Annotated in this window: 13 protein-coding genes; 1 reads left to right on the top strand and 12 read right to left on the bottom strand. The window is 39.6% G+C overall.

What is annotated here, in order from left to right; translation table 11 throughout:
- Nucleotides 1–127 precede the first annotated feature (127 nt).
- The 4 genes from glpX to spo0F all read right to left on the bottom strand — a co-directional run bounded on the left by glpX (nt 128) and on the right by spo0F (nt 4,418).
- Nucleotides 128–1,093: a class II fructose-bisphosphatase gene (glpX, locus tag ACODS7_RS16755; RefSeq protein WP_016079642.1), complete on the bottom strand. Its 966-nt coding sequence runs from the start codon at nt 1,091–1,093 to the stop codon at nt 128–130.
- Between the two features lie 116 nt (nt 1,094–1,209).
- Nucleotides 1,210–2,499, bottom strand: coding sequence for a UDP-N-acetylglucosamine 1-carboxyvinyltransferase (gene murA, locus ACODS7_RS16750; protein WP_000413248.1), 1,290 nt, complete (start codon nt 2,497–2,499; stop codon nt 1,210–1,212).
- Nucleotides 2,500–2,980: 481 nt separating this feature from the next.
- On the bottom strand, nt 2,981–3,838 hold the full coding sequence (locus ACODS7_RS16745) for a class II fructose-bisphosphate aldolase (protein ID WP_001131859.1): 858 nt from the start codon (nt 3,836–3,838) through the stop codon (nt 2,981–2,983).
- A 211-nt stretch (nt 3,839–4,049) separates the two neighbouring features.
- Nucleotides 4,050–4,418, bottom strand: coding sequence for a sporulation initiation phosphotransferase Spo0F (spo0F, locus tag ACODS7_RS16740; RefSeq protein ID WP_000398593.1), 369 nt, complete (start codon nt 4,416–4,418; stop codon nt 4,050–4,052).
- 201 nt (nt 4,419–4,619) lie between these two features.
- Between spo0F and ACODS7_RS16735 the strand changes: the two genes are divergently transcribed.
- Nucleotides 4,620–5,144 carry a DUF2529 domain-containing protein gene (locus ACODS7_RS16735; RefSeq protein ID WP_016079640.1) on the top strand — a complete coding sequence of 175 codons (525 nt, stop codon included), beginning with the start codon at nt 4,620–4,622 and terminating at the stop codon, nt 5,142–5,144.
- A gap of 31 nt (nt 5,145–5,175) precedes the next feature.
- Here the strand turns inward: ACODS7_RS16735 and pyrG are convergent, their stop codons facing one another.
- From pyrG to ACODS7_RS16695, 8 genes are all read right to left on the bottom strand, one after another.
- Nucleotides 5,176–6,783 carry a CTP synthase gene (gene pyrG / locus ACODS7_RS16730; protein ID WP_016079639.1) on the bottom strand — a complete coding sequence of 536 codons (1,608 nt, stop codon included), beginning with the start codon at nt 6,781–6,783 and terminating at the stop codon, nt 5,176–5,178.
- A 257-nt stretch (nt 6,784–7,040) separates the two neighbouring features.
- On the bottom strand, nt 7,041–7,577 hold the full coding sequence (gene rpoE, locus ACODS7_RS16725; protein WP_016079638.1) for a DNA-directed RNA polymerase subunit delta: 537 nt from the start codon (nt 7,575–7,577) through the stop codon (nt 7,041–7,043).
- Nucleotides 7,578–7,732: 155 nt separating this feature from the next.
- Nucleotides 7,733–8,362: a TetR/AcrR family transcriptional regulator gene (locus ACODS7_RS16720; RefSeq protein ID WP_000238601.1), complete on the bottom strand. Its 630-nt coding sequence runs from the start codon at nt 8,360–8,362 to the stop codon at nt 7,733–7,735.
- A gap of 66 nt (nt 8,363–8,428) precedes the next feature.
- A complete protein-coding gene (gene acdA / locus ACODS7_RS16715; RefSeq protein ID WP_000545543.1) occupies nt 8,429–9,568 on the bottom strand; it encodes an acyl-CoA dehydrogenase AcdA in 1,140 nt (379 codons plus the stop codon).
- A 21-nt stretch (nt 9,569–9,589) separates the two neighbouring features.
- The gene (locus tag ACODS7_RS16710) at nt 9,590–10,720 is read right to left on the bottom strand and encodes an acyl-CoA dehydrogenase (RefSeq protein WP_243168351.1); all 1,131 of its coding nucleotides are present in this window, start codon (nt 10,718–10,720) and stop codon (nt 9,590–9,592) included.
- A gap of 73 nt (nt 10,721–10,793) precedes the next feature.
- On the bottom strand, nt 10,794–11,645 hold the full coding sequence (locus tag ACODS7_RS16705) for a 3-hydroxybutyryl-CoA dehydrogenase (RefSeq protein ID WP_029443667.1): 852 nt from the start codon (nt 11,643–11,645) through the stop codon (nt 10,794–10,796).
- A 49-nt stretch (nt 11,646–11,694) separates the two neighbouring features.
- The gene (locus tag ACODS7_RS16700; RefSeq protein WP_243168352.1) at nt 11,695–12,978 is read right to left on the bottom strand and encodes an acetyl-CoA C-acetyltransferase; all 1,284 of its coding nucleotides are present in this window, start codon (nt 12,976–12,978) and stop codon (nt 11,695–11,697) included.
- 9 nt (nt 12,979–12,987) lie between these two features.
- Complete coding sequence (locus ACODS7_RS16695) at nt 12,988–15,099, bottom strand: (Fe-S)-binding protein (RefSeq protein ID WP_029443668.1); 2,112 nt, start codon at nt 15,097–15,099, stop codon at nt 12,988–12,990.
- Nucleotides 15,100–15,505 lie beyond the last annotated feature (406 nt).

Below are 15,505 nucleotides of genomic sequence, written 5' to 3'. Positions count from 1 at the left end.
ACTTTTTACTTAATCCAGCTTCAGCAGCTAGAATGGTCGGTGGCTTCACTTCTTCCTGCGAGGCAAAAAGCGCCTCTACGTCAGAAGCTCCATCCCCCTCCCATTCTGAACAAGCTGCTTACGCTTTTTACTTAATAACCAAGTTCGGTTTTTTATTTAAGCTATGACGACCATCTACAAAGCGAACTGTACCTGATTTTGCACGCATAACAAGAGATTGCGTTGTTCCTACGCTACCTTTAAATTGAACACCGCGTAATAGTTCTCCATCTGTTACGCCTGTTGCTGCAAAGATTGCATCGTCGCCTTTTACTAAGTCCTCCATACGAAGGATACGATTAATGTCTTCTATGCCCATTTTTTTACAACGTGCTAATTCAGTGTCGTTTTGTGGCAATAGTTTTCCGTGAATTTCTCCACCTAAACATTTTAAAGCAACTGCTGCCAATACACCTTCAGGTGCTCCACCAGATCCAAATAAAATATCTACACCTGTTCGATCAAATGCTGTATTAATTGCTCCAGCTACATCTCCATCATTAATTAATTTAATGCGAGCACCAGCTTTACGAATTTCTTCGATAATTTCTTGATGACGTGGGCGATTTAAAACTGTCGCTACAACATCTTCAATATCTTTATTTTTCGCTTTCGCAACTGCACGTAAGTTATCAATAATAGGCGCATCAATGTCGACCGCCCCAACTGCTTCTGGGCCAACTGCGATTTTATCCATGTACATGTCAGGAGCATGTAACAAATTACCGTGGTCTGCAATTGCAATAACAGCAAGAGCATTCCAGCCACCAGCTGCTACGATGTTTGTCCCTTCTAAAGGATCAACCGCAACGTCTACACGTGGTCCATATCCTGTACCTAATTTCTCTCCGATATATAGCATTGGTGCTTCATCCATCTCACCTTCACCAATTACAACTGTACCTTTCATCGGAATTGTATCAAATACATCACGCATAGCTGATGTTGCTGCACCGTCTGCTTCATCCTTTTTCCCGCGCCCCATCCAACGCGCTGATGATAATGCTGCAGCCTCTGTTACACGTACTAACTCCATAGATAAACTTCTTTCCACGATAATCCCTCTCCTTTAAGTCTTTATATTTCTGCCGTATTTTGTGAACCGTGTTTTTCTATAAAGTGTACTTCCGCAAGTAGTGATGCTTCGCTTCCCCCTTGCGGAAGTATCACTTATGCGTTCTTCATCTCTTCAATTTCTTGTTTTGTCATTTGTTCTCGCCAAATGTTTGCTCCAAGCCCTTTAAGCTTGTCCACTATATTCTCATAACCTCGATCAATATGCTCAAGTCCTGTTACTTCTGTAATTCCATCTGCCATTAACCCTGCAATAACAAGTGCTGCTCCCGCTCGTAAATCACTCGCCTTCACTTTTGCACCTTGCAACAATACAGGACCAGTTACAATTGCCGAACGACCTTCTACTTTAATTTGAGCATTCATACGGCGTAATTCATCAATGTGTTTGAAACGGGCACCGTAAATTGTATCTGTTACAACTCCCGTCCCGTGCGCCTTTGTTAAAAGCGTCGTAAACGGCTGTTGTAAATCTGTTGGAAAACCTGGATATACAAGCGTTTTGATATCAACTACTTTTAACTTTCTATTACCGTTCACTGTAATTTGATCATCATTCGTTTCAACTTGAACACCAGCTTCTCTTAGCTTTGCAGTAACTGATTCTAAATGCTGAGGAATAACGTTATCAACCGTTACTTCTCCTCCTGATGCAGCTCCTAGAATCATATACGTACCAGCTTCAATACGATCTGGGATAATAGTATGGTGACAACCATGTAAAGAGTCCACACCATCTATTCGGATTACATCTGTACCAGCACCCTTAATACGTGCTCCCATGCTTGTTAACAATGTAGCTACATCAATAATCTCGGGCTCTTTCGCTGCATTTTCAATAACAGTTCTACCTTTCGCTCGTACAGCTGCTAGCATAATATTAATCGTAGCTCCTACACTAACAACATCTAAATAAATACGTGCTCCATGTAGTTCATCTGCTCTTAAATAGATGGCACCTTGTTCATTTGTAACATGTGCACCTAGCGCTTCAAACCCTTTAATATGCTGATCAATCGGCCTCGGTCCTAAATGACATCCACCCGGAAGCCCAATAACAGCTTTTTTAAAACGGCCAAGCATCGCACCCATTAAATAATAAGAAGCGCGCAATTTTTTCACTTTTCCATTTGGCAAAGGCATTGCAACCATGTTAGAAGGATCGACTACCATCTCTTCCTCCTGTCCATAAGTTACTTTCCCTCCAATTTCCTCTAGTAAGTCTCCTAACATTTTCACGTCCGAAATATTAGGGACACCACCAATAGTTACTGGAGTATCTGCTAAAATTGTCGCTGGAATTAATGCAACGGCACTGTTCTTAGCACCGCTTACTCGAATTGTTCCATTTAAAGCTCTTCCGCCTTCAATTAGCAATTTTTCCATATTGAGCTCCCTTCTTGTGAATGTATTTACTTTCTATCTTTTTATAGAAAGCTCCCCTTAAGAATCTCAATCACTCTTTCCATCCCAAAACTCAATAAAGTGAAACTTTAATTAGTGGGGGGGTGTTTATCCCCACTAATTATTAGTTGAACCAATCGGGCTTTTACGGGCAGTTGATCCCCACCTAACTTCTTTGCTTCCACTAAATTTTGAGGTGGGGGTCTTACTGCCCTTTAATGCGGGATAAATAGGAAATCATTATATTCATTTCTCCTGTAGCACGAATATATAAAGATCAACTATTCATCGAATTTACTTTATCAATTTAGATACGTTATCACATTTATTAATAGGACTATGCACATTATTTTCTATTTAAAAACCAAAAATGATAAAATCTTTAGACTTGTTCACGCTTTCATTATACAACGAAAGGAAACCGTCTAAAAGACTAGACGGTTTCCAAAACGGAATTTTATTCTTACGCTTTACCGTTAGAACCGAACTCACGCATTTTACCAGCAACAGTTGCTTTAATAGCGTCACGGCCAGGTCCAATAAATTTACGAGGATCGTAAACTTCTTGGTCTTTGTTTAATACTTCACGAACAGCTTTTGTAAACTCGATTTGGTTCTCAGTGTTTACGTTGATTTTTGAAGTACCTAAAGAGATAGCTTTTACGATATCAGCAGTTGGGATACCAGTACCACCGTGTAATACTAAAGGTACGCCAGTGAAGTCACGAACTTGTTCCATTTCAGCGAATCCTAAGTTAGGCTCACCTTTGTAAGGACCGTGTACAGAACCTAAAGCTGGAGCTAGGCAATCGATACCTGTTGCTTCAACAAGGTGTTTACACTCTGCAGGATCAGCGTAAATTACGCCTTCAGCGATAATGTCGTCTTCTTGTCCGCCAACTGTTCCAAGCTCAGCTTCAACAGATACGTTACGAGCGTGTGCGTATTCTACTACTTTTTTAGTAGTTTCAACGTTTTCTTCGAATGGGTGGTGAGAAGCGTCGATCATTACAGATGTGAAACCTGCATCGATTGCTTCTTTACATTTTTCAAAGCTTGAACCATGGTCAAGGTGAATCGCTACAGGAACAGTGATGTTCATTTCTTCGATTAAAGCTTTAACCATAGCTACAACTGTTTTGAAACCAGTCATATGACGAGCTGCACCCTCAGATACACCTAGGATTACAGGAGATTTTTCTTCTTCCGCAGCAGCTAAGATAGCTTGAGTCCACTCTAAGTTGTTCATGTTGAATTGACCAACTGCGTATTTTCCTTCTAGTGCTGTGTTTAGCATTTCTTTCATAGAAACTAAAGGCATGGTGAATCCTCCTAAAAAACGTTTTTTGTATCCGATAAATTCTTATCGCTGGTAGTATGACCAGGATAAGGTAAATTATGTATATTTACCTACCGGACTTTTTTCTACACTCAATAGGATAACAACTTGTACTCAAAAACTCAACTGTATTCACCTGCTCAATAGTCCATGTAAACGCTTTTTTCCATATTTTTTATAAAAAATTCATTTTTTACGCCTCTACAGCAAGTTGCTCTCTCACAGCTTGACGAATTTCATCAATATCAAATGGTTTAGCAAAATGCATTAAAGCACCTAAATCTTTTGCTTCTTGGATCATATCAAGCTCTCCATAAGCAGTCATTAAAATTACTTTAATACTCTCATCAATTTCTTTTACATGCTTTAAAATCTCTATACCATCCATGCCTGGAATTTTCATATCTAACACTACTAAATCTGGATTATCTTTTTTCACGATATCTAAAGCTTGAAATCCATTCGCTGCTTGGAATGTCTGATAACCTTCTTTTTGGAACACTTCATGTAATAAAACACGAATCCCATATTGATCATCAACGATTAAAATTTTACCTTCCATAATTCCCAACCTTTCTGTGTAAGTACAAGATTTAAAGCTTCTTATATCTTAACGATTTATTTTCGCTATTCTTTGGCAAATTCCTTCCTATTCTTTCTTATTTTACCGTTTCCTATTTTGTTATGCTACCCTACGATTTCACCTTTCGAAAAAAATAAATTATAATGAAAGCCGGCAAACACGTACGAAGGGAGTAACATTATGTTAAAAATTTTTTCAACTCAATTAAGTGGTTATTTCTCCAGGGTTTCCCAAAAAGAGGAAATGAATATAGAAGATAGTGCTCGTTTACTTGCTCAAGCACTAGTTGGCGATGGTTTCATTTATTTATATGGTACAAATGAAATGGAGGGCGTTGTTGCCGAAGCACTATTCGGTGCTGAACCAATGAAGCAAGCAAAACGCTTATTTGAAAATGGTAAAGAAGCAGAAGTAACCTCTGCAGATCGTGTACTTCTTATTAGCCGTTTTTCAACAGATGAAGCGGTTGTAGAAATTGCAAAAAAACTACAAGAAGAGGGACACTCTATTGTCGGCATTTCTGCTCTTCAAAAAGGTACGGAATCACTGGAACAATATACAGACGTACATATTGATACAAAACTGTTAAAAGGTCTTATTCCAGACGATGAAGGTAATCGCTACGGGTTCCCAAGCTTAATAGTAGCTTTATTTGCTTATCACGGAATCAAATTTACAATCGATGAAATGTTAAATGAATATTAAAAAAAGCGCCTTATTTCAGGCGCTTTTTTTATTACTTGCTCTCTTTATTCGTAATAGAAGCTCTTACGAAGTCATGGAACAATGGTTGTGGACGGTTTGGACGAGAAACAAGTTCTGGATGGAACTGTGCTGCCACGAACCAAGGATGGTCTTTTAATTCAATGATTTCAACTAGACGGCCGTCTGGGCTTGTACCAGAGAATACAAATCCTTCTTTTTCCATATCCGGACGGAACTGATTGTTGAACTCATAACGATGACGATGACGCTCATATACAACCGGCTCATTATAAGCATTGTAAGCATTTGTTTCTTCAGCAAGCTTACATGGGTATAGACCAAGACGAAGTGTACCACCTAGGTCCTCTACATCTTTTTGCTCTGGTAATAAGTCAATGATTGCATATGGTGTATCAGGGTTGATTTCAGAAGAGTTAGCACCTTCTAAACCTAATACATTACGTGCGAATTCGATTGATGCAAGTTGCATACCTAAGCAAATTCCTAAGAATGGAACTTTGTTTTCACGAGCATATTGAATCGCAACGATTTTACCTTCTACACCACGATCACCGAAGCCACCTGGTACAAGGATACCATCTGTGTCTCCTACTAATTCTTGTACATTTTCTGCTGTTACGTGCTCAGCATTTACCCATTTTACTTCTACATCTGTGTCGAATGAGTAACCAGCATGACGAAGTGCTTCTACAACAGAAATATATGCATCTTGAAGTTCTACATATTTACCAACAAGAGCGATTTTTGTTTTCTTAGAAAGATTACGTACTTTGTTAACTAGCGCAGTCCACTCTGTCATATCTGCAGCTGGATTGTCTAATTTTAAGTGATCGCAAACGATTTGGTCCATGTTTTGTTCTTGAAGAGATAATGGAACCGCATATAAAGTATCTGCATCGCGTGCTTCGATAACTGCTTTTGTATCGATGTCACAGAATAATGCAAGCTTGTCTTTCATATCTTGAGAAACAGGAAGTTCTGTACGAACAACGATAATGTTTGGTTGAATACCTAAGCTACGAAGCTCTTTAACGCTATGTTGCGTCGGTTTTGTTTTCATTTCACCCGCTGCTTTTAAGTACGGGATTAACGTACAGTGAATGTACATTACATTGTCACGACCAATGTCGCTCTTAATTTGACGGATTGCTTCTAAGAATGGTAGAGACTCGATATCACCAACAGTTCCACCGATTTCTGTAATAACAACATCCGCATTTGTTTCACGGCCAGAACGATATACGCGCTCTTTAATTTCGTTAGTAATATGAGGAATAACTTGAACTGTTCCTCCTAGATATTCACCGCGACGCTCTTTTTGAAGAACTGAAGAGTAAATTTTACCTGTTGTTACGTTGCTGTATTTGTTTAAGTTAATGTCGATAAAACGCTCATAGTGACCAAGGTCTAAGTCAGTTTCTGCGCCATCATCTGTTACGAATACCTCACCGTGTTGGTATGGGCTCATAGTCCCTGGGTCTACGTTAATGTATGGATCAAACTTTTGAATCGTTACATTTAAACCACGATTTTTTAAAAGTCTTCCAAGAGATGCTGCTGTAATACCTTTTCCTAAAGACGATACTACACCGCCTGTTACAAAAATATACTTAGTCATGAAAAAGCTCCCTTCTATTTTGCTGTTATATAATCACCGTTGCAAAGCGCAACGTATGTAGATAACACTGTATCCATCTTATTGTTAGACTCTTTTTATTTTCTAAACAAAAAACAAAAAAGAAAATTGCTCCCCTCATCACATAAAGTAATAAGTAGGGAGCAATTTTCTTTTATATTTACACTTTAAAAGTATTATCGTCCTTTTTTAAAGAGCCCAAAAATGATTCTACATGGACGATAATGAAAAGTCAAGAACTACAGTTCTTCCTCTTCTTCTTCTTCAGTTTCATCATACTCAAGTTCTTCTTCAGCGAAGTCGTCTTCTTCATCTTCATCTAAATCATCAAGATCATCGTCGTCTCCGTCTTCATCTTCAAGAACCTTGTCCAAATCTTCTACATCATCTTCTTCGTCTGCATTTCCGTCTGCATCGTCAAAGTCATCTTCATCTTCTTCAATGTAGTCGTCAAAACCGTCTTCTTCAACTTTACGTTTTTTCTTCGGTTTTGGCTGCGGTAAGATTTCTTCATCAATTTGCTCATATGGGTACCAGCTGCGTAGTCCCCAACGATTTTCTCCTAAATTAATGAAACGTCCATCGATGTTTAAGTCTGTATAAAATTGTGCGAGTTTCGCATTAACTTGCTCTTGAGATAGTCCCAGCACTTGAGCGATTTCTTGAACCAACTCGTTGAATGTCGTTGCTTGTCTTTTATCCCCTAAAACGCTATGTACAACTTCAATCATTGAACATTCTTTTAGCTCTTCTGGTGAATATTGCTTAAAATTCACTTATGCGGCACTTCCTTTCATCAAATATAACCTTATATATAACGGTCTGCCTAAAAAAATCCATACTATTCATTATAAACAAAAGTCGCACAAATATGCTACAAAAAAAACGGGAAACTTTTATATGGCAATAAAATTAATAATTTGTCTGTTCCTTATTTCGGAAGCATATGGGCACCTTGTAACACATACCTAATTTGCATTTCTGTATATTCTTCGAGCGTATACAGTTTTTGCAGCGCCCAGCGTCTAAACCCCCACATTTGTCCTTGTATAAAAATATTATGTGCAAGAAGCTGTATTTCTTTTTTATTTAATATAAATGTTCCGTTTTCCGTACACTGTTCTAAAATATCCTCAAACATTCCTACCATTTGAAACTCTTTTTCTAATACATATGGGAGAGATTCTTTCGGTAAAAAACGTACTTCTTGATACATAATTAATACTTCTTCTTGTAATTCGTCCATCACTTTAAAGTAATTCGTTATCGCTACCTTTAAACTTTCTATACTCCCTTTTTCTGTACAGACTACTTCCTCTAATCGTTCTTTTACATGTTCATATATACTATCACAAACTAAATACAAAACATCATCTTTTGTACGAATGTACTCATAAAGTGTCCCTATACTAAACCCAGCCGCTTTTGCAATCTCTCTCGTTGTGGTACGCGGAAATCCTTTTTGTTTAAACAGTTGCACCGCACCTTTAATCATTTGTTCACGTCTTAACGCAACTAATTTTTCATCTTTCACCGATGCATGTACATTATGTTTAACCATTCCCTTCACCTCTCTCTATTATTTTTTGGAAGGAAAAAGCGTAGGAAAATACCTACGCTTTCGTTCCTACTTCGTTAACATACGAGAAATCACAAGCCTCTGAATCTCTTGTGTTCCTTCATATATTTGTGTAATCTTTGCATCTCGCATATAACGTTCTACTGGATAATCTTTCGTATAACCGTAACCACCAAATACTTGCACCGCTTCAGTCGTCACCTTCATCGCTGTATCCCCTGCAAATACTTTTGACATCGCCGATTCTTTTCCATACGGAAGCCCTTCTGATTCAAGCCAAGCCGCTTGATATGTTAAAAGGCGTGCCGCTTCTACATCTGTTGCCATATCCGCAAGTTTAAAGCCAATCCCTTGCTGCGCCGCAATTGGCTTTCCAAATTGATGGCGCTCCCTTGCATATTCTACAGAAGCATCTAAAGCCCCTTGCGCAATACCAACAGCTTGCGCCGCAATACCGTTACGACCTCCATCTAATGTTTGCATCGCAACTTTAAATCCTTGCCCCTCTTCTCCAAGTAGATTCTCTACAGGAATACGGCAATCTTCAAACATAATTTCAGTCGTTGGTGAAGAGCGAATCCCTAGCTTGCTCTCCTTCTTCCCAACTGAAAATCCTGGTGTATCGCTTTCTACAATAAATGCACTCGTACCGCGCTGCTTCGATTCAGGATCAGTTAGCGCAAAAACAACATAAATATCAGCAATACCGCCATTTGTAATGAAAATTTTTGATCCATTTAAAATATAATGGTCGCCATCTCTCTTTGCGATTGTCTTCATTCCACCAGCATCCGATCCAGATCCTGGCTCCGTTAAACCGTATGCACCAATTTTCTTCCCTTCAGCCATCGGTCGTAAAAACTTTTGCTTTTGTTCTTCCGTCCCAAATTTAAAAATTGGCCATCCCGCAAGTGAAGTATGTGCAGATAGTGTTACACCTGTTGAAGCACAAACTCGAGATAATTCTTCAATAGCAATTACGTACGCTAAGTAATCGCTTCCAATTCCACCGTACTCTTCAGGCCATGGAATACCGGTTAAACCAAGCTCTGCCATTTGATCAAATAACTCTCGATCAAATCGCTCTTCCTCATCACGCTCAGCTGCTGTTGGCGCCACTTCATTCTTAGCAAAATCTCGAACCATTTTTCTTATCATTTCATGTTCTTCTGATAGTTTAAAATGCATCTCCGTCTCCCCCTCGTCCTTTTATAAAGCACGGCTAATAACAAGTTTCTGTATTTCACTCGTTCCCTCATATATTTGCGTGATTTTCGCATCACGGAAAAATCTTTCTACTGGATAGTCTTTCGTATAACCGTAACCACCAAATACTTGCACCGCCTCAATCGCGACTTCAACCGCTGTCTTAGAAGCGAATAATTTTGCAATAGATGCTTCTTTACCGCATGGTAATCCTTGTGCCCTAAGAGATGCCGCTCTATATACGAGTAACCTTGTTGCTTCGACACTCGTTGCCATATCTGCAAGTTTGAAGCCAATCCCTTGCTGCGCCGCAATCGGTTTCCCAAATTGCTCTCGTTCTTTTGCATAATCAATCGCACATGCAAGCGCCGCTTCAGCAATTCCTAACGCCTGTGCACCGATTCCAATTCGCCCAACATCTAAATTCGCCATCGCCACCTTGAATCCTTGTCCTTCTTCCCCAAGTAAATTCTCCGTTGGCACTTTCATATCTTCAAAAGTAAGTTGTACTGTACGAGAACCGAGAAGCCCCATCTTATGTTCATCTTTTCCGATGATTAAACCAGGTGTATCTTTCTCTACTATAAATGCTGAAATCCCGCTTTTCCCTGCCTCTGGATTTGTAGAAGCGAATACAATGTATGTACTTGCTTCACCACCATTTGTAATAAACACTTTCGATCCATTAATAATATAATGATCGCCTTTTTTCACAGCTCTTGATTTCAAACTCCCTGCATCTGATCCTGCATTTGGCTCTGTTAAAGCAAATGCACCTAAATATTCCCCGGTTGCAAGTTTAGAAACATATTTTTTCTTCTGTTCTTCTGTTCCGAAATATAAAATCGGATTCATTCCAACTGACGTATGTACAGCTAAAATTACACCAACTGTTGCACTTACCTTTGAGATCTCCTCAATTGCTAGAATGTAAGAAATAAAATCCATTTCTGCCCCGCCGTATTTCGCAGGCGCTGGAATACCCATTAATCCAAGCTCACCCATCTTTTGCAAAATCTCTTTTGGGAACACCCCTTGTTCCATGCTAGGAACAAAGGGAGCTATTTCCTTCTGTGCAAAATCCCGAACCATTTTCCTCATCATTTGCTGCTCTTCATTAAAACGAAAGTTCATATACTCCGCCTCCATTTGCTATATATCCTCTTAACAATTTGGTAAGACCACTATTTTGTAACAAAGGGGGAATTTATTCGTAAACGTAGAATCCACGACCTGTTTTACGACCTAACCATCCTGCATTCACATACTTACGTAATAACGGACATGGGCGATATTTACTATCTCCTAATCCTTCATGCAACACTTCCATAATGTATAAACACGTATCTAAACCGATAAAATCAGCGAGCGTCAAAGGCCCCATCGGATGGTTCATACCAAGCTTCATTACTTCATCAATTGCTTCTTTCGTCGCTACACCTTCATATAACGTATAAATTGCTTCGTTAATCATCGGTAGCAAAATGCGGTTTGATACGAAACCTGGGAAATCATTTACTTCAACTGGTACTTTCCCAATTTTTTTCGTAATATCTTCAATTGCTTCATATACCGCATCATCTGTAGCCAAACCACGAATAATCTCAACAAGCTTCATAACTGGAACTGGATTCATAAAGTGCATACCGATTACCTTTTCCGGACGCTTCGTTACTGCTGCAATTTCTGTAATTGGTAGAGATGACGTATTCGTTGCTAAAATAGCGTGTTCTGGTGCGATTTCATCTAGATTCGCAAATATTTTCTTTTTAATATCCATTTTCTCAACAGCTGCTTCAATAATAAGATCCGCTTCTTTCACACAATCTAAATCAAGCGTTACTGTAAGACGATTTAATGTTTCTTCCTTCTCTTCTTCCTTCATGCGTCCTTTTTCTACTTGGCGCGCTAAGTTTTTCGTAATGATAGCCAATCCTCTATCTAATTGCTCTTGTTTTAGATCTTGTACCTTCACGTCATACCCTGCCATTGCACATACTTGCGCAATCCCTGATCCCATTTGCCCTGCACCAATTACAACAATCTTTTGTACACCCATTTTTTCTTCCCCCTTAATTGTTAATAAATTTTATACCCTCGAACTTTGATTAGTGAACTTCAATCATCACTGCGTCCCCTTGACCGCCACCGCTACAAATCGAAGCAATTCCAATTCCGCCGCCGCGCTGCTTAAGTGCATGGATTAATGTTACGATAATGCGCGCTCCGCTTGCTCCAATCGGATGTCCCATCGCCACTGCGCCGCCATTTACATTCAATTTTTCTGGATCAATTCCTGAGATTTCTGTACTTGCAATTGCTACCGCTGCAAATGCTTCATTAATCTCGAATAAATCGATGTCTTCAATTGTCTTGCCTGTTTTTTCAAGCAATGCGTTAATTGCATAACCTGGCGTTCTTGGGAAATCTTTAGATTCCACTGCAATTGCTGTATGCGCCAAAATTGTCGCTAATGGCTTTCTTCCTTCTTGCTTCGCTCTGTCTTCGCTCATTAATACAAGTGCAGCACCACCATCGTTTAGTCCTGGCGCATTACCAGCTGTCACCGCTGCTGTCTTATCAAATACTGGTTTTAACTTTGCTAACTTTTCAATCGTTGTATCTTCACGCGGCGCCTCATCCTTTGCAACGACAATAGGATCGCCTTTTCTTTGCGGGATCGTTACTGGCACAATCTCCTCTTCAAAACGTCCTTCTTTATGCGCTGAAACCGCACGCTGATGGCTACGATATGCCCATTCATCTTGCGCTTCGCGAGAAATTCCATCTTCCTTCGCAACTTCTCCGCCATAAACACCCATGTGTGTACCTGAAAATGCGCATGTTAAACCGTCAGCAACGTTTAAATCAATAACTTCGTTGTTTCCCATTCTGTATCCCCATCTTGCTCCGCGTAAAATGTAAGGACTGTTACTCATCGACTCCATACCGCCAGCTACAATCAGTGATTGATCGCCAGTACGAATAATCTGATCCGCTAACGTAACCGCACGAAGCCCTGATGCACAAACTTTATTCACTGTTTCCGTCTGTACTTCCCAAGGGATTCCAGCAGCCCTTGCAGCTTGGCGCGATGGAATTTGTCCCTGTCCACCTTGAATAACCGTTCCAAATATAACTTCTTCAACAACACTAGCCGCAACATTCGCTCTTTCAAGCGCTGCTTTAATTGCAATTCCTCCAAGTTCCGTCGCTTTTACATCTTTTAAAGATCCTCCAAATTTTCCAACTGGTGTTCTTGCAGCACTTAAAATAACTGTTTTACTCATGTTTCTTTCCCCCATTTCATTTTTTAACACTGAGCGCTCGCTCGGTATCCCTACGTTGAGAAGAGGTGCAATCATTGCACCTCTTTCTAAAGTTGTATACATTCTTACAAACTACATCGCTTCTTTTTTCTGTCCGATAACAGATCGTTCTAAAATCTCTGTCACATCAAGAGTTTGGACTTTCTCTTCTACCTCTTTCGCTTTCGTTCCATCACTGATCATCGTTAAGCAATATGGACAACCTGTACCAATAATGGATGGCTGTACAGCTAATGCTTGTTCTGTACGAGCAACGTTAATACGAGAACCTGTTGTTTCTTCCATCCACATTAAGCCACCACCTGCGCCACAGCACATTCCAGTTTCACGGTTACGTGCCATTTCTACAAGATTCACTCCAGGAATCGCTTTCAAAATGTCACGTGGCGCTTCGTACACTTCGTTGTATCTTCCTAAATAACAGGAATCATGGTACGTAACTGTTTCTTCAATAGCGTGAACAGGCTTTAAGAGCCCTTCTTTCACCCACTGAGCTAACAATTCTGTATGATGATAGACTTCTGCTTGCAAGCCAAAGTCCGGATACTCATTTTTAAATGTGTTATAAGCATGAGGATCAATCGTAACGATTTTCTTCACTCCTGCCTTTTCAAATTCTTCGATATTCTTTGTCGCCATCTCTTGGAATACAAATTCATTCCCAAGGCGGCGTGGTGTATCTCCAGAATTCTTTTCTTTATTACCGAGAATTGCGAATGAAATGCCTGCTTCGTTCATTAACTTTGCAAATGATATTGCAATCTTCTGACTACGGTTGTCGTATGATCCCATTGAACCAACCCAGAATAAATACTCGAATTCCTCACCAGCTTTTGACTTTTCTTTTACAGTCGGAACTGTTACTTCGTCATCACCTTGGCGCCATGTTTCACGCTCTTTACGGTTCAGACCCCACGGATTCCCTTGACGCTCGATATTTGTCATCGCGCGTTGTGCTTCCGCGTCCATTTTTCCTTCTGTTAAAACGAGATATCGACGTAAATCAATAATTTTGTCAACATGCTCATTCATAACTGGACATTGATCTTCACAGTTACGACACGTTGTACATGCCCAAATCTCTTCCTCTGTAATAACATCTCCGATTAAACTCGGATCGTAAGCGAACGTTGTAGCCGCTGATTCTTGTTGTCCTTTTCCAGCTGCCATCATCGCTAACTGATTTCCTTGTGTATTATTGAAGGCAACTACTGGAACCCACGGTGCTTTTGATGTTACCGCAGCTCCTTTATCAGTTAAATGATCTCGAAGTTTTAAAATTAAGTCCATCGGCGATAACATTTTTCCTGTACCTGTTGCCGGACACATATTTGTACAACGGCCACACTCTACACAAGCGTATAAGTCAATAAGTTGATTTTGTCTAAAGTCTTCAATTTTACCAACACCAAATGTTTCTTGCGTTTCATCTTCAAAATCAATCTTTTCCAGCTTCCCTGGGTTTGAAAGACGACCGAAGAATACATTAGCTGGTCCCGCAATTAAATGCGCATGTTTTGATTGTGGAACATACACTAAAAACGTTAACAAAATTAGTAAATGCACCCACCAAGAAAAATAGAACACTGAAATGGCTACGGTTTCATTTATCCCGCTAAAAACGTAAGCGATTGCAGAAGCGATTGGTTCACTCCATGAAAGCTCCTCGCCATGCCATATAAGTCCCATACCGTTACCAAGTAGCACAGAAATCATTAAACCACCGATAAAGATAAGAACAAGACCTGATTTGAAGTTACGTTTTAAACGAACAAGCTTTTCTACATAACGTCTATGAAAAGCCCAAAATACTGCAATTAAAATAACAAGTGTGACAATTTCCTGGAAGAATGTAAATGCAGGGTATAGTGGTCCAAGTGGAAGATGTGATCCTGGTGCGAGTCCTTTCCAAACGAAGTCAATTGCTCCAAATTGGACAAGAATAAATCCGTAAAAGAACATAACGTGAATGATGCCGCTTTTCTTATCTTTCAGCAGCTTTTTCTGACCGAAAACATTGACCTTAAGGAGATCCCAACGCTCTTTAAAACGACGGTCAAATTCAATTTTTTTTCCTAATTGTATGTAGGCCATTCTCGTCCGTATAAGATATACAAACAAATATCCTGCATAAGCAATAACAGCAATGGCAGCCAGCCAATTAATGATCAGTAAGCTATTCATTTTTATGCTACCCCTCTCTTTGTAAGCCCTCTTTCTTTTTTGAATCTTCAAAAATATATAATTTTCTGAATTATATCCCCTATCCCCATTATATAATGAGTGAGCATTCAGTCAACAGTTTTTTGTTATAGAACAACACATTTTTTCATAAAGCTGTTTATTTCGGTGAAACTATAAAGTGAAACTTTAATCAGTAGGGGTGGTTCATCCCCCACTGATTATTAGTTGAACCAATCGGGCTTTTACGGGCAGTTGATTTCCAAACTAACTTCTGCTTATTCATCAATTTTTGAAGTAGGAGGCTTACTGCCCGTTAAAGCGGGGTAAAGTGAAACTTTAATCAGCGGGGAGGGTTCATCCCCCACTGATTATTAGTTGAACCAATCGGGCTTTTACGGGCAGTTGA

The sequence above is a fragment of the Bacillus sp. FG16 genome, from assembly GCF_057809515.1.
Note: the sequence above shows the minus strand (reverse complement) of the source record. Positions and strands in the feature narration are given on the sequence as shown.